The following is a 20,577-nucleotide window of genomic DNA, read 5'->3' as shown; positions in this document are numbered from 1 at the left end:
GTCTATCCCGGAAAGAGGCTGTTGTGGACGGGGGCGTGGCCGCCGTCGGTGGAGACGCCGCTGTCGAGGAAGGAGCGGAGGGGCGGGCCGACGTTCTCGGGTTCGACGAGGAAGGCGTCGTGGCCGTGGTCGGAGTCCACGACGCGGTGGGTGACGGGGACGTCGGCGTCCTCGAACGCGGCTTCGAGGTCGCGGGACTGCTCGACGGTGAAGTGCCAGTCGCCCGTGAAGGACATGACGAGGGCTTCGCCGGTGAACGCGGCGAGCGCGTCCGCGTCGCTCCCGTAGCCGTTCGCGAGGTCGTAGTCGTCCATCGCGCGCGTGAGGTAGAGGTAGCTGTTCGCGTCGAAGCGCTCCGTGAACTGGCTCGCGTTGTAGTCGAGATAGGATTCGACCTCGCGGTAGGGGAAGAAGCCGCCAGCGGGGTCGCTGGGGAAGCGGTCACGGCCGCCCTCGCGGCCCGCGCTCCGCCGGCCGAACTTCCGCTCCATCGAGTCCTTCGAGAGGTACATCAGGTGGCCGAGCTGGCGGGCGATCGCGAGGCCGTCGGTCGGTTCCTCGCCGCCGTAGTAGTCGCCGCCCTGCCAGTCGGGGTCGGTGGTGATGGCGCGGCGCGCGACTGCGTCGAGTCCGAGGCACTGCGCGTCCAGTCGGGGGGCGGTCGCGACGGCGGCGATCCGGTGGACGTCGTCGGGGTAGCGTTTCGCCCAGTCGAGCGCGTTCATCCCGCCGACGCTCCCGCCGACGACCGCGAGGAGGCGGCCGACGCCGAGTTCGTCGAGGAGTTGGCGCTGCGCGCGCGTCCAGTCGCCGACGGTGACGGGCGGGAAGTCGGTGCCCCAGTGGTCACCCTCGGGGTTCTCGCTCGCGGGGCCGGTGGTGCCGTAGCACGACCCGGGGACGTTGGCGCAGACGACGAAGTAGTCGTTCGTGTCGATGGCCTTCCCGGGGCCGACCACGTCGTCCCACCACGCCCGCGCCTGTCCGGCGGTGCCTTCCGTCTCGCGGACGCCCGATGCGACGTGCTGGCTGCCGGTGAGGGCGTGACAGACGAGAACGGCGTTGTCGCCCTCGAACTCGCCGTAGGTCTCGTACGCTATCTCGAACTCCGGGACGGTCTCGCCGCACTGGAACGTGAAGTTCCCGAGTGTGACGGTCATAGCGCGTCGTCGAAGTCCGCGAGGATGTCGGCCGGGTCTTCGATGCCGACGGAGACGCGAACCATGTCGGGGAGCACGCCCGAACTGCGCTGTTCGTCCTCGCTCAACTGGGCGTGCGTGGTGCTCGCGGGGTGGATGACGAGCGTCTTCGCGTCCCCGACGTTCGCGAGGAACGACGCGAGAGTCGCGCTCTCACAGAAGTTCTTCGCGGCGTCGAAACTCCCGAGGCCGAACGTCACCATCCCGCCGTATCCGCCGTCGAGGTACTCGGTGGCGTTCTCGTGCGTCTCGTGGGTGTCGAGTCCGGGATAGGACACCCAGTCGGCGGCGGAGTGGTCCTGGAGGTACTCCGCGAGTATTCGCGCGTTCTCCGAGTGGCGGTTCATGCGGAGGCCGAGCGTTTCGAGTCCCTGGAGGGTCTGCCAGGCATCGAAGGGGTTCTGGGCGTGGCCGATGCTTCGGGCGGCGCGGTAGCGGGCGACGGCAGCGAAGGGCGCGTCCGGGAACCGCTCGGTGAACCGGATCCCGTGAAACGCGGGGTTTTCACCGGCTATTTCCGGGTACTTCTCGGGGTGGGCGCTCCAGTCGAAACTCCCGTCCTCCACGACGACACCGCCGAGCGTCGTGCCGCCGCCGTGCAGCCACTTCGTGGTGGAGTGCCAGACGACGTCCGCACCGTGTTCGAGGGGGCGGCAGAGCGCGGGCGTCGCGAACGTGTTGTCCACGACGAGGGGCACGTCGTTGTCGTGGGCGATGTCGGCGAGGCGTTCGAGGTCGGCGGTGACGAGCGCGGGGTTCCCGATAGTTTCGGCGTGGACGTACGCGGTGTCCTCGTCGATAGCGTCCTCGTAGGCGTCGTAGTCGAGGGTGTCGACGAACCGGGCTTCGACGCCGCGGCGGCGCGCGGTGTGCGCGAGGTACGCGCGGGTGCCGCCGTAGATAGCGCTCGCGGAGACGACGTTGTCGCCCGCGGAGGCGAGCGCGAAGTTCAGGGCGTCGAAGCTCGCCATTCCGCTGGCGTTCGCGACGGCCGCACTGCCGCCGGCGAGGCTGGCGATGCGGTCTTCGAGCGTGGCGACCGTGGGGTTGCTGATGCGCGAGTAGATGTCTCCATCGCTGTCGAGCGCGTAGAGGTCGGCGGCCGCATCGGCGCTCTCGAACTCGTAGGACGTGGTCTGGTAGATCGGGGTGGCGCGCGCCCCCGTCGTGGGATCGGGGTCGCTGCCGGCGTGGACAGTTCGGGTGTCGAAGCCCGACTCACCCTCGTCACTCATACACTACACGCATACTCCTACACCCATCTATAACTGAGAGTTACGGCGACGTTTGCCGGTTAGAGTGACACGAGCCGAATCGTGAGGGAGGGCGCAAGGGAGCCCAGACAGTATCCGAGCAGATGCGAGTAGAGGTTCAACACCGTCCCGTACCCGAACGAGACGGTCGTGAACGCCGCGAGCGGCGCGCCGACACGACAGCGAGGACGAGGAGCGCGCCCGCGAGGAGTGCAGGTGTCCCGGATTGCATTCGTTGCCCCGACACTACTACACCCTACCTGAAACGAGGTTGGGAGTTCTTAACCAGTCGTTTCATCGGCTAAAGCCCCCATATACGATGGTTCGGATTCCGGCCAGAAAATCAATATTCGCCCAAGTATGTCGTCGAGACATACAACACGTTCAATATGTCGCGAACTGTAGATGTACTCAATGAAAGGACGGGCGCTGCTCTCGGAACCACAGTCGAGCCGCCTCGATAAATCCGACATCCACGACGTCCTCCGGAACGACCGCCGGCGATACGTCCTCGAGTACCTCCGGAGTATCGACGGCGAGACGACCGCACGCGAACTCTCCGAGTACATCGCCGAACAGGAGAGCGGCGAGTCGCCGCCGCCGCGGAACGTCCGACAGTCCGTCTACGTCACCCTCCAGCAGACCCACCTGCCGAAACTCGCGGAACTCGACATCGTCGAGTACGACGAGAACGAGAAGACCGTCACGCTCTCCGACCACGCGAAGGACGTGGGAATCTACCTCGAAGTCGTCCCGAAGTACGGCCTGTCGTGGAGCGAGTTCTACGCGGGCCTGAGCGTGCTCGGCATTCTCCTCGTACTCGCCACCGAAGTCGGCGTCCCCCTCCTCGACTACGTCTCCGCCGCCTACTGGGCGATCTTCACGTTCTGCGTCATCATCGCGTGCGCGGTCTACCAAGCGTACGCCCAGGAGAGCTCGGTGCTCCACCGCGTCCGCGAGTAACCGCACCGGCTATACGACTCGCCGCCCTGACTGCGACGTGTGACGGAACGACGTGAACGAGCCGCGCTCGCCGCCGTCGTTTTCGCGACCCTGTTCGCACAGGTTCTCCTCTACCCGGGTATTCCCGACCTCGTCGACGCGCTCGGCGCGAGCGCGAACATGGACGCGAGCACGTGGTTCCTCGGCGCGGAGTTCGCGGCGTTCGTCGCGTTCGCCGGCGTCTGGGGTGCAGTGAGCGACCGAACGGGCCGCCGCGTTCCCTACATCACCGCCGGTGCGGTCGGCGGCGCGATATGTTACGCCGTGCTCGCCGCGACCGCCGGCGCGCTCTCGTTGCCCGCGCTCGTCGCGCTCCGCGTGCTCCAGGGCGCGCTCACAGTCGGCGCGTTCAGCCTCGCCATCACGATGCTCGCCGACCTCTCCAGCGAGCGCGGGAAGAACATGGGCGCCGCCGGATTGGCCATCGGCCTCGGCACCGCACTCGGCGCGCCCGTCGGCGGCCAACTCACCGACATGAACCCCGTCCTCCCGCTCTGGGCGGGCGCGCTCTCCCTCGGACTGGTGGGCGTGCTCGCGCTGTTCGTCACCGACCGCGCGCCAGACCGCGCCGCGTCCGCGCTGGACGCACTCCGCACGCTCCGCCGCCGCCCCGCGCTCGCCGTCCCCTACACGTTCGGGTTCGTCGACCGATTCACCGCGGGGTTCTTCGCGCTCGTCGGCACCTACTACTTCCGGGACGCGTTCGGGCTGGACGGCGCGGCGACCGGCCTCACGCTCGCGCTGTTCTTCGCGCCGTTCGCCCTCCTCCAGTACCCGTTCGGCCGGCTCTCCGATAGAATCGGCCGCACGCTTCCCATCGCCGGCGGCTCCGCGCTCTACGGCGTCGTCGTCGCCGCCGTCGGTCTCGTGCCCGCGCTGCTGTACGCTCGCGTCGGCATGGTCGCGGTCGGCGTGCTCGGCGCGCTGATGGCGCCCGCGACGATGGCGCTGGTCGCCGACCTCACACGCGGAAACGAACGCGGCGTCGGAATGGCGGGATTCAACGCCGCCGGTAGCCTCGGATTCCTCGTCGGCATCGTCGGCGGGAGCTACGTCGCCGACGAGTACGGGTATGAAGAAGCGTTCCTCGCGGCGGGCGGCGCGGAACTCCTCCTCGCCGCCGTCGCGCTGCCCGCGCTCCTCAAGCTCGATCGCTAACTACTGGCGGAGGTGGTCGCGCGCCGCGTCCAGCGCCGCCTCGGTGTCCACGTCGACGCCGACCGCGTCGAAGGACTCGCCGATGGTTCGAACTCCGCGGAGGACGTGCTCGCTCGTCAGGTTCCCCATGTTGGAGACGCGGAATATCTCGCCGCCGAGGTGGGCCTGGCCGCCGCTGATGGACACACCGCGTTCGCTGACCTCACTCATGAACTCCTCGGGGTCGCCGTACACCTCGTCCGGGAGCGAGACTGCGGTGAGCGTGTTCGAGTACGTCGAGTGCTCGTTCAATCCGGGGAAGAGCTCGAGCCCCATCGCCTCGAACGCGCTCCGGAACGCCGCGGACTGTCGGCGATGCCGGGCGATGCGCTCTCCCATCCCCTCGTGTCGAATAGTCTCCACGGCGACCGCCAACCCGCGGAAGAGCGGGACAGCGCTCGTGAACGGCGTCTGGTGGCTCTCGGACTTCCGGAGGTGCCAGTCGAGATCCTCGTAGAACGGCGCGCCCTCGCCCTCGATGTGGCCTTCGGCGCGCTTCGAGACGTAGAGCGCGCTCACACCGGGCGGGCCGGCGAGCGCCTTCTGGCCGTCCGTGATGGCGATATCGACGTACCAGTCGTCGACGCGGAACTCGTCGCCGCCGATAGACGTGACGCCGTCCACGACGTACCGCGCGTCGTGTTCCGCCGCGAGTTCACCGACCTCCCGAACGGGATTGAGGAGGCCCGTGCTCGTCTCGTTGTGCACCATCGTCACCACCGCGGTGTCGTCCGAAACGGCGTCCGCGACCGCGTCGACGTCCACGGGACTCCCCCAGTCGAACTCGACGCGCGTCACGTTCGCGTGGCGATCTGCGATGCGGGCGAACCGACGGCCGAACTTCCCGTTCACCACCGCGACGACCTCGTCGTCCGCGTCCGCGAGGTTGGCGACCGCGGCCTCCATCCCCATCGTCGCCGTGCCGTTCAGGACGAGGCTCGTCCCGCCCGCGGACGTTTCGGCTTCGTCCAGCGTGGAGCGTTCGAACACGTAGTCGAGTCCGTCCTGCGCGCGCTCGTAGACGGCCTCGAACTCGCTGGATCGGTGCGACACCATCGGCTCCGACATCGCCGTGCGGACGTCGTCCGACAACGGGACGGGGCCCGGGTTCAGGAGGAGGAAATCCTCTCGCATATCCGTGGATTGGGCGGACGCGGGTTAAGCGTCGTGGATCCGTGCAACTAGTGCCGGAGCGCGGCGGCCCCGCCATTTACGCCACCCCCAGGCCTACTCCGAACCATGTCAGACGCGGCGTTCGAGGGCCTAGAGGGGGCCGGCGACCTCGACCCCGAAAACCCCTACATCACGAACCCGAACACGGAGTTCAGGGACGTCGACTCCCTCACCGAGAGCGAGGCCGAAGAGCAGGTCGCAGACATTCGGGAGGCCGTGCGGTTCCACGACTACCGGTACTACGTGTTGAACGATCCCGTCGTCTCCGATCGCGCGTACGACCGGTTGTTCGAACGCCTGCAGGAACTCGAGAACGTGTTCGGCCTTCAGACAGAGGACTCACCCACGCAACGCGTCGGCGGCGAACCCGTCGACGAACTCGGCACCGTCGAACACGTCGCGCCGATGCTATCCATCGACTCAAGCGGCGACGAAGCCGACGTTCGAGCTTTCGACGAACGCGTGCGGCGAACCGTCGACGGGGACGTACAGTACGTCTGCGAGCCGAAGTTCGACGGTCTCTCCATCGAAATCGTCTACGAGGACGGCCGGTACGTTCGCGCCGCGACCCGGGGCGACGGCGAGCGCGGGGAGGACGTGACGGAGAACGTCCGCACCATCGAGAGCGTGCCCGCCCGTCTTCGGGGCGACCACCCCGACTTCCTCGCCGTCCGCGGCGAGGTGTACATGCCGCGGGAGGCGTTCCAGGAGCACAACAAGGAGCGCGTACAGGCGGGCGAGGAGCCGTTCGCGAACCCGCGGAACGCCGCCGCCGGGACGCTCCGCCAGCTCGACCCGTCGGTGACGGCAGAACGACCGCTCGACTGCTTCTTCTACGACATCCTCGCAGCGGGGGAAAGCGAGGGCGACGTGGCGGACGCGACGGCGTCCCGGGGCGCGCTCGGGGCGGCGGATCTCGACACGCACTGGATCGAACACGAGCGGTTCCCCGACTGGGGGTTGAAGGTGAACGACCGCACCCGCCTCGTCGACGGCATCGAGGACGCGATCGCGTACCGGAACGAGCTACAGGACGCGCGCGAGGACTTGAACTACGAGATAGACGGCGTGGTGTTCAAAGTGAACTCGCGCGCGCAGTGCGCCGACCTCGGGACGACGAGCCGACACTACCGCTGGGCGTACGCGTATAAGTTCCCGGCGCGCTCCGAGACGACCCGCATCACGGACATCATCGTGCAGGTGGGGCGGACGGGCCGCCTGACACCCGTGGCGTTGCTCGAGCCCGTGGACGTAGCCGGGGTGACGGTGTCGCGCGCGAGCCTCCACAACCAGGACGAAATCGCGGAGATGGACGTGAACGTCGGGGACGAAGTCCGCGTCGAGCGCGCGGGCGAAGTCATCCCGTACGTGGACGAAGTCGTCGAGAAGCACGCGGACGGGCACTTCGAGATGCCCGAGGCGTGCCCGGTCTGCGGGAGCGAGACCGAACGACGGGGGCCGCTGCACTACTGCACGGGCGGGCTCGCGTGTCCCGCGCAACTGAAGCGTTCCGTCGAGTACTTCGCGAGCGACGACGGCCTCGACATCGACGGACTCGGCGCGGAAGCCGCCGAACAGTTCGTCGAGGAAGGCCTCGTCGAGCACAGCGTCGCCGACCTCTACGAACTCACCGTGGATGACATCGCGGAACTGGACGGCTGGGGGGAGCCCAGCGCGAAGAACCTGGTGGACGAACTGGATGGCTCCCGGAACCCGTCGCTCGCCGAGTTCATCGCCGCCATCGGGATCCCCGAGGTCGGACCGACGATTGCGCGCGACCTCGCGCGACACTTCGGCGGCCTCGACGCGGTGCTCGACGCGAGCGAGGACGACCTCCGCGAGGTGGACGGCGTCGGGGAGACCGTCGCGGGCGAGATTCGGGAGTTCGTCGAGAACGAACGGAACCGCGAGGTCATCGAACGGCTGCGCGAACGCGGCGTCACGCCGCACGTCGAGAGCGAGGACACCGGGAGCGAACTGGAAGGCCTCACGGTCGTATTCACGGGGTCGGTCGAGGGCTGGACGCGGGACGAACTCGAAGCGATCGTCGAGGAACACGGCGGGAACGCGACGGGAAGCGTCTCCTCGAACACGGACTACCTCGTCGTCGGCGACAATCCCGGAACGACGAAGCGCGAGGACGCGGACGCGGCTGGCGTTCCCGAACTCTCACCCGAGGAGTTCTTCGAACTGCTCTCCGACCACGGTATCGACACGTAGGGGCGTTCACGGCGGTGCGTCGGCGTTCACGGACGAGCGCACCGCCGGGATTTCGCACTCTCGTCCGCACCCGTTTCAGAGCACACCGCCCGCTGGATCCGCCATCCTACTTCAATCTACGCCGACAGTGCGGAGCAGAGCGGAAGCGAGGGAGCCGCGAGGCGGCTGCTGTGCGGGAGCGGCGCGACACCGGTCACGAGTGCGTGCCGAACGCGACTGCGGAGCAGTCGCGCTTTTTGCTTCCAGGTTTTTGGAGACGAGGCGCTCAGCGCCTCGTCTCGAAAAAGGTGGGTGGGAAAGGACAATTCTTTATGCTCGGCAGATGTAGCGTCGGGCACTATGGGTAAGAAGTCGAAGTCCAAGAAGAAGCGGCTGGCGAAGCTGGAGCGCCAGAACAGCCGTGTTCCGGCGTGGGTCATCATGAAGACGGATCGTGACGTGCAGCGAAACCCGAAGCGCCGGAATTGGCGGCGTAGCGACACCGACGAATAATGAGCGCGAGTGATTTCGAGGAGCGGATCGTGACCGTTCCCCTCCGAGATGTGCTTGCGGAGCCGAAACACGAACGTGCGGGGAAGGCGATGACGCTCATCCGCGAACACCTCGCGAAGCACTTCAGCGTGGACGAGGACGCGGTGCGTCTCGACCCGTCCATCAACGAAGTCGCGTGGGCGCGCGGCCAGAAGAAGCCGCCGAGCAAGGTTCGGGTTCGCGCTGCTCGCTTCACTGAAGAGGGCGAACCCGTCGTAGAAGCGGAGTACGCGGACGAGTAAGTCGTGTTCCGTACGTCGTTCGCGGGGTCCCCGTACGTCGGTGTGTTCGCGCGGGCGACCGACGACTGTGTGGTGGTGCGGCCTGACGTCGAGGACGACGTGGCCGCGTCGCTCGAAGACGAGCTGGAGGTATCGCTGGTTCGGACGACCGTCGGCGGGTCGTCGACCGTCGGATCCCTCGTCGCCGGAAACAGCAACGGCCTCGTGGTGAGCGGCCGCGCCCGCGACCGGGAGCGCAAACGCTTGGAAGCAGAGACCGATCTCGCGGTCGGCGTGCTTCCGGGGCGCGTGAACGCCGCGGGAAACGTCGTGCTGGCGAACGACGACGGCGCGTACGTCCACCGCGACCTCTCCGACGAGGCCGTCGGTATCGTCGCAGACACCCTCGGCGTGTCGGTGGAACGCGGGACGCTCGGCGGCGTGGACACCGTCGGGACGGCGGGAGTCGCGAACGACCGCGGCGTGCTCTGCCACCCGAAATCCACGGACGAAGAACTGGACGCCGTGGAGGACGCGCTCGGCGTTCCCGCCGACATCGGCACGATCAACTACGGCGCGCCGCTCGTCGGCTCCGGATTGGTCGCGAACTCGAACGGCTACGTCGTCGGCGAGGACACGACGGGCCCCGAGCTCGGCCGTATCGAGGACGCGCTCGACTACATCGACTGACTTCTTCGCGGACGGTTTCTCGGACGGTAGATGCGGTACGCGCCCGCGATTCGGGCGCGACTACGTCTAACTGCTCAGAAGCAGTGCTGGTGACGGAAATCGTAGCGCTCCGTCACGGCGGACGCCTCCGGCTCGCGCGAGACCCTCTAGGCGGGGCACGTCGGAGGCGTGTGAGGGCTTGGAAAGATACTTCCCGCTCGCGGCCCGCTTTCTCCATATCATGAGTCTTGGAGGCGGCGGTGGCGGTCGACAGCAGCTTCAGGCGCTTTCACAGGAAATCGAAGCGATCGAGGAGGAGATCGAGGAGCTTCGCGCTGACGTGGAGTCTCTCGAAGCGGAGAAAACGGAGATAGACGAGGCCATCGAGGCGCTCGACCTCCTGGAGAGCGGGTCGATGGTGCAGGTACCGCTCGGCGGCGACGCGTACGTGCGTGCCGAAGTCGAGGACATCGACGAGGTCGTCGTCGGCCTCGGCGGCGGGTACGCCGCGGAGCAGGAGGAAGACGACGCCGTGGAGACGCTAGAGTCGAAGAAGGAGACGGTGGACGACCGCATCGACGACGTGCAGGAAGAAATCACCGAGCTGGAGTCGGAGAGCCAGCAGCTCGAACAGCAGGCCCAGCAGGCCCAGCAGCAGATGATGCAGCAGCAGATGCAGGGCATGCAGGAAGGCGAGGACGAATAGGGGATGTTCGACGGGCTGAAGGAGAAAATCGGGCGGTTCAAGTCGGACGCGGAGGAGTCCGTAGAGGAGGCCGCGGAAGAAGTCGACGAAGCGGACGCCGACGCTGAATCCGCGACCGAGACGGAATCCGAGGGCGCGGAGCCAGCGTCGGCGTCAGCGGAATCCGCCCACCCGGACGCTGAACCGGACGCGGTCGAGGAGGCAGACGCCGAGGCCGGGGAGTCGTCCGAGTCGGAGCCCGACGAGGAAGACGAGTCGTCGTCCGCGGGGTTGGCGTCGCGCGCGAAGTCGTTCGCGCGCGGCAGGGTCGTCATCGACGAGGAAGACCTCGAGGAGCCGCTTCGAGAGCTCGAACTCGCGCTGTTGTCGAGCGACGTGGAGATGAGCGTCGTGGACGAGATAGTGGAGACGATCCGCGACGACCTCGTGGGCGAGGAGCGGAAGTTCACCGAGTCCACGGGTTCCATCGTCGAGGACGCACTGGAGGACGCGCTGCTGTCCGTGATTTCGGTCGGGCAGTTCGACTTCCTCGAACGCATCGAGAGGGCGGAGAAGCCGGTCGTCATCATCTTCACGGGCGTGAACGGCGTGGGGAAGACGACGAGCATCGCGAAGCTCTCCGAGTACCTCGCCGACCACGGCCTCTCCTCGGTGCTGGCGAACGGCGACACCTATCGGGCGGGCGCGAACGAGCAGATTCGAGAGCACGCCCGGAATTTGAATCGGAAGCTCATCGCGCACGAGCAGGGCGGCGACCCCGCGGCGGTCATCTACGACGCCGTTGAGTACGCCGAGGCGAACGACGTGGACGTGGTGCTCGGGGACACGGCGGGCCGCCTGCACACGTCCGACGACCTGATGAGTCAGTTGGAGAAAATCGAGCGCGTCGTCGACCCGGACATGACGGTGTTCGTGGACGAGGCGGTGGCGGGACAGGACGCGGTGAACCGCGCGCGAGAGTTCGACAGGGCCGCCGAAATCGACGGAGCGATTCTGACGAAGGCCGACGCGGACAGCCAGGGCGGCGCGGCGATCTCGGTGTCGCACGTCACCGGGAAGCCCATTCTCTTCCTCGGAACCGGACAGGGGTACGACGACATCGAGCGCTTCGACCCAGAGGAACTGGTCGCGGACTTAGTCGAGGACTGATGCTTCTTCTTCCGTTTCGGCGGCGACGATAGTGAGCGACAGCCGTCTGCCGTTGCGGTCGTACGCGCGCACGTCGTCCGGGTTCCAGGGCGGAACGCCGACGAGAAGTCGGGCGTGGAGGTCGTCGGTGGTCGATATCGAGGGGTCGCCCGTCGGGTGGGAGAGGAAGCGCGCGTCCGTCTTCCCCGATGGCGTGGTGAGATCCATGCCGAACACGCGGTTGATTGAGTCGCCGGCGTCGGGGAAGTAGAAGTCGCTGAGGACGCGGGTGTCGTCGGGAATGCTAGTGAGTCCGACGCCCGCGTCGTGGTCGATCGGCCGGAGGTCGCGGGCGGGCGTGGCGGCGAGCGATACGTCGATGGGGCGCGGATCGGCGTCCGCGGCGAGGTCGCAGAGCACGGAGAGGAGCGCGCGAGTGGCGTGAAGCGTCTCGGTCACACGCCGTGTAGGCGGGCCGTCGGGGAAAGCGCATCGCACGCGCTCTCGGCAGAAAAAGCCTTTAACGGACGCGGCGACTACTCGTAGTCAAATGGTACTCGACGACCTGGGGAGTTCCCTGCGCGGGACTCTGGACAAACTGCGCGGGCAGTCCCGCATCTCGGAGGAGGACGTGGACGAGGTCGTCAAGGAGATTCAGCGCTCCTTGCTGCAGGCGGACGTGGACGTCAGCCTCGTGATGGATCTCTCCGACTCCATCAAGGAGCGGGCGCTGGAAGAGGAGCCGCCGGGCGGGACGACGGCGCGCGACCACGTGCTCCGCATCGTCTACGAGGAGCTCGTCGAACTCGTCGGAGACTCGACGACCCTCCCGCTGGAGGAACAGACCATCATGCTCGCGGGCCTCCAGGGGTCGGGGAAGACCACGTCGGCGGCGAAGATGGCGTGGTGGTTCTCGAAGAAGGGACTGCGTCCCGCCGTGATTCAGACGGACACGTTCCGGCCGGGCGCGTACGACCAGGCGAAGCAGATGACGGAGCGCGCCGAAGTGGATTTCTACGGCGACCCGGACGAGGACGACCCCGTCAAAATCGCCCGTGACGGCCTGGAAGCGACGAGCGACGCCGACGTGCAAATCGTTGACACAGCGGGCCGGCACGCGCTGGAGGACGACCTCATCGACGAAATCGAGGAGATCGAGGCCGAAGTCCAGCCCGATCGGTCGCTGCTCGTGCTCGACGCGGCCATCGGGCAGGGCGCGAAAGACCAGGCGCGGCAGTTCGAGGACTCCGTGGGCATCGACGGCGTCGTCATCTCCAAGCTGGACGGTACCGCGAAGGGTGGCGGCGCGCTCACCGCCGTGAACGAGACCGGGTCGACCATCGCGTTCCTCGGAACCGGGGAGACCGTGCAGGACATCGAGCGCTTCGAGCCCGACGGCTTCATCTCCCGCCTGCTGGGAATGGGCGACCTCAAGCAGCTCACCGAGCGCGTGGAGCGCGCGATGGAGGAGACCGGCGACGAGGAGGAGGACTGGGATCCCGAGGACATGCTGAAGGGCGAGTTCACGCTGAAGGACATGCGCCAGCAGATGAACGCCCTGAACAACATGGGGCCGCTGTCGCAGGTGATGGACATGATTCCCGGGATGGGCGGCGGGATGATGGATCAGCTGCCGGACGACGCGATGGACGTGACCCAGGATCGGATGCGGCAGTTCGAGGTCGTGATGGACTCCATGACCGAGGAGGAACTGGAGAACCCGCGCAGCATCGGCGCGAGCCAGATCCGCCGCATTTCGAAGGGGTCGGGTGCCTCGGAGGAGACCGTTCGCGAACTCCTCGAACAGCACAAGATGATGGCGCGCACGATGAAGCAGTTCCAGGGGATGGGGGACGGCGACATGCAGCGCATGATGAAGAAGATGGGCGGCGGTGGCGGCGGCGGTGGCATGGGCGGCATGGGGCCGTTCGGATAAGTGACGGTTCGGAAGACGCTCGCCGACCTCGACGCGCTCGTTCTCGCCGCGGGTATCTGGTTCCTCGCGAAGTTCCTCCGGTACGCGTTCCCGCCGCTGTTCCCGGCGTTCAGCGGCGAGTACGAGGTGAGCAACGCGGCGCTCGGGCTGGCGTTCACCGCGATGATGCTGGTGTACGCGCTCCTCCAGTTCCCGTCGGGCGCGCTCGCCGACCGCCTCGGACGCGTGCCGGTCATCGCCGCGGGTGCGGTCGTCGCGGCGGCGGGCGCGCTCGCGCTCTCCGTGGACGTGTCCTACCTCGTGCTCGTCGCGGCGATGGTGCTGGTGGGCGCGGGAACCGGCGTTCACAAGACCGTCGCCGTGGGGTTGCTCTCCGCGACGTACCCCTCGCGGACGGGCCGGTCGCTCGGCGTATTGGACACGTTCGGCGCGTTCGGCGGCGTCGTCGCGCCCGCAGCGGTGCTCGTGCTCGCGGACGCCGCTGGCTGGCACGCCGTCTTCCTCCCCGCGGGACTGCTCGGCCTCGCGCTCGCCGCCGTGTTCGCCGCGCGCGTCGACGACCCCGACCGGGACGAGACGAACAGCGCCGAAGGGACGCCGGTTCGCGCGTACCTCGGGCTGTTCCGGGACGCGCGGTTCAGCGCGTTCGTGCTCGTCACCGTCGGGTTCTCGTTCGCGTACAACGGCGTCGTCGCGTTCCTCCCGCTCTACCTCACGGACGCCGCGAACGTGAGCGGCGGTGTCGCCAGCCTGCTCTACTCGGGGTTGTTCCTCGTGAGCCTCGTCCAGCCGGTGACGGGCGAGCTCGCCGACCGGTTCAGTCGGATTCGCGTCGTCGCGGGCACGCTCGCGCTCGCGTCCGTCGGCCTCGCCGCTCTGCTCCTCGCGAGCGCGCCGCTCGTCGTCGTGGCCGCGGGCGTCGTCGCGTTCGGTCTGGGGAGCCACGGCTTCCGACCCGTCCGGGGCGCGTACCTCCTCGACATCGTCCCGGAGTCGATGGCGGGCGGCGGGCTCGGCGTCGTCCGCACCATCCTGATGGGAGCCGGCGCGCTCGCGCCCGCCGTCGTCGGGGTACTGTCCGAGGGCGTGTCGTACGTCGCCGCGTTCGCGCTCCTCCTCGGCTCGCTCGGGATCGCCGCGGCCGTCTCGTTCGCGCTCGCCGTCTCGGAGTGACCGGCCCGGTTTTTTAACCGTTCCCGCACACCTCACTGGTACATGAGCATCCGGGCCGTCGCGCGCGAGGCGTACGAGGAAGCCCTCGGAGTGCTCGCGCTCTCCGCGCTCGGCGGCTTGTTCTCCGGCGTCGTGCTCGGCGGGATGGAGCGCGAGCTCACCGTCGTCCCCGGCCTCCTCGTGCTCGTTCCCGCCCTGCTCGCCACCCGGGGGAACGTGTATGGGTCGCTCGGCGCGCGCCTCGCGACCGGCCTCCATCAGGGGCTCGTCGAGCCCGACCTCTCGCTCGCGGACGACCGCGTGCGCGCCGCAATCGCGGCCGCGATGGCGAACGGCGTCGCCGTCTCCGCGGTCGCCGCCGTCCTCGGCTATCTCGTTCTGCTCGGCCTCGGCCGCCCCGCCGCCCCGCTCTCCGCCCTGCTCGTCGTCGCGCTCGTCGCCGGCGTGCTGTCCGGAATCGGCCTCACCGTGGTCGTCGTCGCCGCGGTCTTCCTCGGGTACCGTCGCGGGATGAACCCGGACACGCTCGCCGGCCCCGTCGTCACGACCACGGGCGACGTCATCGGCATCGCCACCATGCTCGCCGGCGCGCGCCTCGCAATCGCGCTCGGGGTGACGTAGGTGCCCGAGGACTGGACGATCCGAGGGATTATTCGCGCGACCTTCCCCCTGCTCGTCGGCCTGACGCTCGTTGAACTCGCGAGCGGCCTCGTCCTCGACACCGGCCAGGCGGTGCTGACGACCTATCCGAGCCTCCTCACGCTGGTCCCCGTCACTATCGGGATGGCGGGAAACCTCGGGAGCGTGCTCGCCAGCCGGCTCTCCACCGCGCTCCACCTCGGCACGCTCTCCTTCGACTCCCGGGACGACGAACTCGCCGGGAACGCCGTCGCCACCGTCGCGCTCGCGCTCACGCTCTTCCCGCTCGTCGGCGCGGGCGCGTGGGCCGTCCAGTTCGCGCTCGGCGGCCTCGTCCTCCCGCTCGCGACCGTCCTGCTCGTCGCCACCGCGAGCGGCGTCGTGCTCGCCGTCGTCGCCGTCGGCGTCGCCGCCGCCGCGACCTACGCCGCCTACCGGTTCCGCCTCGACCCCGACGACGTGGTGATTCCCGTCGTCACGAACGTCTGCGACGTGCTCGGCGTCGTCGTCCTCCTGCTCGCCGTACGCGTGTTCGTCTGATAGAAACGGAGGGTCGCGGAACGCGGGGGTGCTACTCAGTCGTGGACGCCGTCGACGACCTAGAGCAGGGCCCCCAAAAGATACCGAGGCTTCCGTCGCGGCCGATGTCACAGACGAGTTCGACGCACGCTTCGTCGGTGACGAGGGACGGGAGTCGGGCGGGCCGCCATTCGCTCCCGTCCACACGCACATTCACCCGGTACGTTTTCCGCGTGGCCGCCAGACTCGTCCCGAACGTGTGCCACCCGGGGTCTCCGTCCTGCATCGCGGCGAGTTTCACCGACGACCGGAAGACCTCGTCGCCGCCCTGCGTCACCCGGACGGTCATCCGGTGAGGCTGCGTGTGTTTGTTGAGCGCGATTATCGAACCGAGCCCGTAGTTCGGCGACGAGTCACTCTCGAATCCGGCACAACCCGCGAGTGCTGTGAGGGCAACGGTAGAGAGGAGGCGTCGTCTATTCAGCATCTGCATAGGAATTAGTTAGTATTTTTGGATGCAGGATATACCTTTTTTTGTATATAACCCCGCTCGTTTGTGAACGCTCTCAGCGGGTCGCCTTTTGGGAAGTTCGATTTAGGAATCATGAAGGCTGGGTAACCATCATCAGTTCGTACAACTTTGACGTTTTCAGGAGCATGCCGTTTCATGTCCATAAGGAGGGACGTATCATTTGCTATGACGACCGCTCCCTGGTCTACAGTAATATCAAGCGAAGTACTAACGGACCCTGGGAAGGTGTCAAGTGATTCTGTTGCGGTGATTCCGCCCACCTCATCAGGATCTTCAACGTATATCTGGAGGTAATTAGAGGTATCTGAAACCCCCGTTCTATTTATACTCCCAGATACATGATCCCAGCCCATTGAGATACTACTTCCAGCGGGGCTGTCACCAGGATCTTGTAGAGAACTAACGAGATCCGCTGCCGTAACTAGATAACCGTAATAAGGGTTAAGTTCGGACAATATCGCATTTATAGCAATCTCGACAGTGTCTACGTAAGAGGCGGGCTCAGCATCTGAAGGCGCGGGTGAGACGCCTAACGAGGTTCCACCCCCATTCGGCAAAAACATCGAAGTGGATTCATGGTTCTCAATCAGGATGTCTTGTCCGGCAATATCGCCGTTCTTGATCCACTCTCCTTTATCGTTTTTTCTTGCCCCACCATATCCACTGATAGTGAATTCATGTAGATTGTTTGCATCACTTTTGTTAGGATTGGAAAAAGTCCCGTAGTAGGAAACGTCAATCCCGATGGACTGTTCCCACGTGATGGCGCTTTTCATCTGCGATTCCGAGTTCGAATTCTGAAGAGAGATCGGATAACTTCCTCCCCCAGGCAACTCGGCCGCTTCCGTAGTTCTTGAGGCCGTCGTGAGTGCTGTAGCACCAACGGTAACAACCCCAATTGATTTAATCAAATCCCTTTTAGTAGAGTTATTATCTACTATACATCAGACCCCATACCCCACATATATAAATAATTATCTTTTTCCGTATAGATGTTTCTCTGAAACACTCCTTCTTTCTCCCCCGCGCGACGTATCCGTGAATGTGCAACTCGCGGGCCTCCTCGCCGACGTCCTCCCCCGGGTCGCGTCCATCGCGGCCTTCATCGCGCTGGGGTTGTTCGCCGCGAACCTCCTCGTCGCGCTCGGCGCCGTCGAACGGGTCGCGGGTCTCGCGCGCCACCTCACCGATCCCGCGAACCTCCCGGACGAGGTGGGGACGGCCATCCTCGCCACGGCGGCGTCCCCGACGGCGGGCTACGGGATGCTCGCGGAGTTCCGCGAGGCGGGCCTGTCGGACCGAGCGACCCTGGTCGCGGTGACGATAAACACGTTCTTCGGGTTCGTCCAGCACATCTTCACGTTCTACCTCCCGGTGCTGATTCCGATTCTCGGCCTCGAAGTCGGCGTCATGTACGTCGGCGCGCGCGCCGCCATCAGCCTCGCAATCACGCTCACGGGGATTTTCGCGGGGATGGTCTTGCTCTCGTCGCCGCAGTCGCTGTCCGCGACGCCGAACAGCCCCGGCACCGACGACGGAACCCGCCGCGAGAAACTGGCGGAGGCGGGCGAGCGCACGGCGTCGAAACTGAAGACCATCGTTCCGCGTCTCGCCGTCGTCTACGTCGCGGTGGCGTGGTTGACGACGAACGACTTCGCGAACGCCCGCCTGCTCGCGGACGCCGTCACGGCCGCGACCGGGACGGCGCTCCCGGACGTGCCGGCGCGCTCCCTGCTCGACGCGGTGGGGTTGCCGGCGGCGGCCGTGCCCGTAGTGGCGGTGTTCGCGGTGGACACGACGAGCGGCGCGGCGACCATCGCACCCCTGCTCGACGGGACGTTCACGCCGCGGCAGGCGGTGGCGACGATGCTCGTCGGCGGCATCGTCTCCTTCGCGTTCTCCACGTTCAAGCGCTCCATCCCCTTCCAGTACGGCGTCTGGGGGCCGAGCTTCGGGTCGAAAGTCGTCGCGCTCAACACCACCCTCAAGGTCGTCTTCATCGGCGCGACGCTCGTCCTCCTGCTCGCCTAGTCCTCGATAGGCCGGCCGTCCCGGGTTTCGGGCGCGAGGTGCGCGACGAACGCGTCCACGCTCGGCTCCTCGACATCGACCGCGACGTGAATGTCGCCGAGTTCGGCCGGGCTTCCCACCGAGAAATTCACGACGCCCTGAACGGCCGCCTGCTTCTTCAGGTCGAACGAAAAACCCCCGTCGGTGCGGTTGCGCTCGAACTCGGCGCGCGCGGTGTCGAGGATTTCCTGCTCGTAGAGGCGCTCGCGGAACGCGTCGAAGTCGTGAGTCGTTCCCCGAACCTCGTCGTCGGTAACGGTGAGGTCGGCGTTCGGGAAGAGTTCGCGAACGGCGTCGGCGACGCGCTCCGGAACCTCCGTCGGCTGGACGGGCGCTGCGATGGTGGCAGTGACGGCGTACATCACGCGAGCAACTCCTCGATTTCCTCCTGGAACGACTCCAGACTCCCCGTGTTCTCGACGGTCACGTCCGCGCGCTCGATGGCGTCGTCCATCCCGAACCCGCGTTCGCGCTCGTCGCGCTCGCGCAGCGTCTCGGCCTCCGCGTTGTCGCGGCCGCGCGTCGTGATGCGTTCGTTCCGCAGTTCGAACGGCGCATACACGTTCACGAGCAGGAAGTCGTCGCCGAACGCGTCCTCGAACGCTTCGACTTCGGTGCCGGACCGGATGCCGTCCACGAGAACGGTGTCGTTCTCGTCGAGAGCGTCCCGAATCAGTGGGAGCGATCGGTCGGCGATGGCGGCGGGACCGCCCTCCTCGCGGAGGGCCTGTGCGACCTCGCCGTGGTGGGTGGCGGGGTCGAGGCCGCGGTCGCGGCACGCCTGCCGGATGACGTCCCCCATCGTCACCACGGGCACGCCGAGCGTCTTCGCGACGGCCGCGGCCTCGCTCTTCCCGCTCCCGGGGAGGCCGACGATACCGATGACAGTCATGAGAGGAGGTAGCCGCGTCCACCCTAAAAGCACACCCCTTCGGGGAGTACGGCTTAGTGGCCCGCGCAGAAAACCGAGCGTATGCGAACTGTGGTCGCGCTCGGCGGGAACGCTCTCGTGTCCGGCGGCGAAGGCGGCGTTGCGGAGATGCAAGAGCGCCTCGATCGGGTCGCCCCGGAGCTCGGGGCGCTCGCGGCGCGCGGCCACGACCTCCTCGTCACGCACGGGAACGGCCCGCAGGTCGGCGGCCTCCTGCGAGAGCAGGCGGCCGCGGAGACGCCGGAGCGCCCGCTGGACGTGCTGGTCGCGGAGACGCAGGCGCAGATCGGGACGCTCGTCGTGCGCGCGCTCGACGCCGAACTCGACGCGCGCGCCGTCTCGGTGGTGACGCACGCCGTCGTCGACCCCGACGACGACGCCTTCGACGACCCCGCGAAGCCCGTCGGCCCGTACCTCGACGCGGACGCCGCGGTGGCCGCGGACTACCCCACGCGGGAAGTGGAGACCGAGCGGGGAACCGTCCACCGGCGGGTCGTCCCGAGTCCGAAACCGCATGCGCTCCTCGAATCGGAACACGTCGCTCGGCTGACCGACGCCGGAACCCCCGTCGTCTGCGGGGGCGGCGGTGGCGTCCCCGTCACCCGCGACGACGGGCGCGTGAATGGCGTGGCGGCAGTGGTGGACAAGGACTACACCGCGGAACTACTCGCCCGCGAAACCGACGCCGACACCCTCCTGATGGTGACGGACGTGCCCTGCGCGTACCGGAACTACAACACGCCCGACCAGCAACCGATTCGGGACGCGAGTGTAGAGGGGATGCGCGACCTGCTCGACGCGGGCGAGTTCGAAGCCGGGAGCATGCGGCCGAAAGTGGACGCCTGCCTCGACTTCCTCGACGCCGGCGGCGAGCGCGCCATCATCACCACGATCGACGGCGCCGCGGCCGCCGTCGACGGGGACGCGGGCACCCGAATTTCGTAACCCAACGGCTTTTGTCCGCCAGCGCGTACGAAGCGCGAGGGCACGTAGCTCAGCCCGGATAGAGCGTTCGGCTTCTAACCGAACGGCCGGGGGTTCAAATCCCTCCGTGCCCGCTCTTCTGTTCGAGCGGGGCGACGAACTGCGGCACGCACGGAAGGCTGAACCAGGGAGGGCGCGAGCACGTCCGACCGAGGTTTAGATCCCAGTGTGCCCGTTGGTGTCGATTTTTCGAGAGTGCAAAACGGGCTAGCTCGTGTCGCCCTGGGGGAACCAAATTCAGGGGTTCGACCCGCAGCTGCCCGGTGGTGTGCGTTCCGCGTGGTGACGGGGCTACGCCATGAGCTCGGCGACTTCGTCGAAGTCGCTGCGGCAGAACGGGCAGCGATAGTTGGTCTCGAAGCCCGTGGTCTGTGCGACGGTTCGCGTTTCGAGTTCGTGCATGGCGATGTCGCGCTCGCACTCCGGGCAGTCGAGCTGAGGCATGTCATACCACACACCTGCCATACACTTAAAACGTGGTATGGAAGTCAGTG

At 67.0% G+C, this 20,577-nt stretch carries 23 protein-coding genes and 1 tRNA gene; 15 read left to right on the top strand and 9 right to left on the bottom strand.

The genetic code is table 11. The annotated features are described in order from the left end of the window. Positions 1-2: 2 nt before the first annotated feature. Complete coding sequence (gene metX, locus FQU85_RS04915; RefSeq protein ID WP_145845089.1) at positions 3-1,160, bottom strand: homoserine O-acetyltransferase; 1,158 nt, start codon at positions 1,158-1,160, stop codon at positions 3-5. Further along, entirely contained in the window at positions 1,157-2,434 is a 1,278-nt protein-coding gene (locus FQU85_RS04910; protein WP_145845085.1) for an O-acetylhomoserine aminocarboxypropyltransferase/cysteine synthase family protein, read from the bottom strand. The genes metX and FQU85_RS04910 overlap by 4 nt, the downstream gene beginning before the upstream one ends. A gap of 432 nt (positions 2,435-2,866) precedes the next feature. On the opposite strand from FQU85_RS04910, the gene FQU85_RS04900 reads away from it, so the two are divergent. Both FQU85_RS04900 and FQU85_RS04895 read left to right on the top strand, forming a co-directional pair. Continuing rightward, positions 2,867-3,415, top strand: coding sequence for a hypothetical protein (locus FQU85_RS04900; protein ID WP_145845075.1), 549 nt, complete (start codon positions 2,867-2,869; stop codon positions 3,413-3,415). A gap of 39 nt (positions 3,416-3,454) precedes the next feature. Then, positions 3,455-4,612: an MFS transporter gene (locus tag FQU85_RS04895; RefSeq protein ID WP_145845069.1), complete on the top strand. Its 1,158-nt coding sequence runs from the start codon at positions 3,455-3,457 to the stop codon at positions 4,610-4,612. On the opposite strand, the gene FQU85_RS04890 is transcribed toward FQU85_RS04895, so the two are convergent. Then, entirely contained in the window at positions 4,613-5,785 is a 1,173-nt protein-coding gene (locus FQU85_RS04890; protein WP_145845063.1) for an alanine--glyoxylate aminotransferase family protein, read from the bottom strand. 105 nt (positions 5,786-5,890) lie between these two features. Here FQU85_RS04890 and ligA point away from each other — a divergent pair, with 105 nt between their 5' ends. The 6 genes from ligA (at position 5,891) to ftsY (ending at position 11,320) form a co-directional block, all read left to right on the top strand. Next, positions 5,891-8,044, top strand: coding sequence for an NAD-dependent DNA ligase LigA (gene ligA, locus FQU85_RS04885; protein ID WP_145845058.1), 2,154 nt, complete (start codon positions 5,891-5,893; stop codon positions 8,042-8,044). 339 nt (positions 8,045-8,383) lie between these two features. Next, positions 8,384-8,536: a 50S ribosomal protein L39e gene (locus tag FQU85_RS04880; protein ID WP_145845054.1), complete on the top strand. Its 153-nt coding sequence runs from the start codon at positions 8,384-8,386 to the stop codon at positions 8,534-8,536. Further along, complete coding sequence (locus FQU85_RS04875) at positions 8,536-8,817, top strand: 50S ribosomal protein L31e (RefSeq protein ID WP_145845049.1); 282 nt, start codon at positions 8,536-8,538, stop codon at positions 8,815-8,817. The genes FQU85_RS04880 and FQU85_RS04875 overlap by 1 nt, the downstream gene beginning before the upstream one ends. A gap of 3 nt (positions 8,818-8,820) precedes the next feature. Then, on the top strand, positions 8,821-9,486 hold the full coding sequence (locus FQU85_RS04870) for a translation initiation factor IF-6 (RefSeq protein ID WP_145845046.1): 666 nt from the start codon (positions 8,821-8,823) through the stop codon (positions 9,484-9,486). Positions 9,487-9,706: 220 nt separating this feature from the next. Beyond that, complete coding sequence (gene pfdA / locus FQU85_RS04865; RefSeq protein ID WP_145845044.1) at positions 9,707-10,171, top strand: prefoldin subunit alpha; 465 nt, start codon at positions 9,707-9,709, stop codon at positions 10,169-10,171. Positions 10,172-10,174: 3 nt separating this feature from the next. Further along, positions 10,175-11,320 (top strand): signal recognition particle-docking protein FtsY, encoded by a 1,146-nt coding sequence (ftsY, locus tag FQU85_RS04860; RefSeq protein ID WP_145845039.1) that lies wholly within the window; start codon positions 10,175-10,177, stop codon positions 11,318-11,320. Here ftsY and FQU85_RS04855 read toward each other — a convergent pair. Then, the gene (locus FQU85_RS04855; protein WP_145845032.1) at positions 11,306-11,758 is read right to left on the bottom strand and encodes a hypothetical protein; all 453 of its coding nucleotides are present in this window, start codon (positions 11,756-11,758) and stop codon (positions 11,306-11,308) included. The genes ftsY and FQU85_RS04855 overlap by 15 nt on opposite strands. Positions 11,759-11,849: 91 nt before the next feature. On the opposite strand from FQU85_RS04855, the gene FQU85_RS04850 reads away from it, so the two are divergent. The 4 genes from FQU85_RS04850 to FQU85_RS04835 are packed head-to-tail and all read left to right on the top strand — an operon-like array spanning position 11,850 to position 15,587. Beyond that, complete coding sequence (locus FQU85_RS04850; RefSeq protein ID WP_145845029.1) at positions 11,850-13,235, top strand: signal recognition particle protein Srp54; 1,386 nt, start codon at positions 11,850-11,852, stop codon at positions 13,233-13,235. Further along, positions 13,236-14,408, top strand: a complete 1,173-nt coding sequence (locus tag FQU85_RS04845) for an MFS transporter (RefSeq protein ID WP_145845024.1) — start codon at positions 13,236-13,238, stop codon at positions 14,406-14,408. A gap of 42 nt (positions 14,409-14,450) precedes the next feature. After that, positions 14,451-15,029 (top strand): magnesium transporter, encoded by a 579-nt coding sequence (locus FQU85_RS04840; RefSeq protein ID WP_145845021.1) that lies wholly within the window; start codon positions 14,451-14,453, stop codon positions 15,027-15,029. Beyond that, positions 15,030-15,587, top strand: coding sequence for a magnesium transporter (locus FQU85_RS04835; RefSeq protein WP_145845017.1), 558 nt, complete (start codon positions 15,030-15,032; stop codon positions 15,585-15,587). A 31-nt stretch (positions 15,588-15,618) separates the two neighbouring features. On the opposite strand, the gene FQU85_RS04830 is transcribed toward FQU85_RS04835, so the two are convergent. Together FQU85_RS04830 and FQU85_RS04825 are read right to left on the bottom strand one after the other, a co-directional pair. Then, positions 15,619-15,915 carry a hypothetical protein gene (locus tag FQU85_RS04830; RefSeq protein WP_145845014.1) on the bottom strand — a complete coding sequence of 99 codons (297 nt, stop codon included), beginning with the start codon at positions 15,913-15,915 and terminating at the stop codon, positions 15,619-15,621. A 149-nt stretch (positions 15,916-16,064) separates the two neighbouring features. Beyond that, positions 16,065-16,874, bottom strand: coding sequence for a hypothetical protein (locus FQU85_RS04825; RefSeq protein ID WP_145845012.1), 810 nt, complete (start codon positions 16,872-16,874; stop codon positions 16,065-16,067). Positions 16,875-17,142: 268 nt separating this feature from the next. On the opposite strand from FQU85_RS04825, the gene FQU85_RS04820 reads away from it, so the two are divergent. Continuing rightward, on the top strand, positions 17,143-18,129 hold the full coding sequence (locus FQU85_RS04820; protein ID WP_206022067.1) for a hypothetical protein: 987 nt from the start codon (positions 17,143-17,145) through the stop codon (positions 18,127-18,129). On the opposite strand, the gene FQU85_RS04815 is transcribed toward FQU85_RS04820, so the two are convergent. Both FQU85_RS04815 and FQU85_RS04810 read right to left on the bottom strand, forming a co-directional pair. Next, positions 18,126-18,530, bottom strand: coding sequence for an RNA-binding domain-containing protein (locus FQU85_RS04815; RefSeq protein ID WP_145845004.1), 405 nt, complete (start codon positions 18,528-18,530; stop codon positions 18,126-18,128). The two genes, FQU85_RS04820 and FQU85_RS04815, sit on opposite strands and share 4 nt — an antisense overlap. After that, positions 18,530-19,060, bottom strand: coding sequence for an AAA family ATPase (locus FQU85_RS04810; protein ID WP_145845001.1), 531 nt, complete (start codon positions 19,058-19,060; stop codon positions 18,530-18,532). The genes FQU85_RS04815 and FQU85_RS04810 overlap by 1 nt, the downstream gene beginning before the upstream one ends. A gap of 81 nt (positions 19,061-19,141) precedes the next feature. Here FQU85_RS04810 and FQU85_RS04805 point away from each other — a divergent pair, with 81 nt between their 5' ends. Next, a complete protein-coding gene (locus FQU85_RS04805; RefSeq protein WP_145844998.1) occupies positions 19,142-20,044 on the top strand; it encodes a carbamate kinase in 903 nt (300 codons plus the stop codon). A 38-nt stretch (positions 20,045-20,082) separates the two neighbouring features. Next, positions 20,083-20,157: transfer RNA gene (locus FQU85_RS04800), tRNA-Arg, on the top strand. 217 nt (positions 20,158-20,374) lie between these two features. Here FQU85_RS04800 and FQU85_RS13285 read toward each other — a convergent pair. Continuing rightward, positions 20,375-20,527, bottom strand: a complete 153-nt coding sequence (locus tag FQU85_RS13285) for a hypothetical protein (RefSeq protein WP_168219910.1) — start codon at positions 20,525-20,527, stop codon at positions 20,375-20,377. Positions 20,528-20,577 lie beyond the last annotated feature (50 nt).

The sequence above is a fragment of the Salarchaeum sp. JOR-1 genome, from assembly GCF_007833275.1.
GTDB lineage: Archaea > Halobacteriota > Halobacteria > Halobacteriales > Halobacteriaceae > Salarchaeum.
The sequence above is the reverse complement of the archived record's forward strand: the minus strand, read 5'-3'. Positions and strand labels throughout refer to the sequence as shown.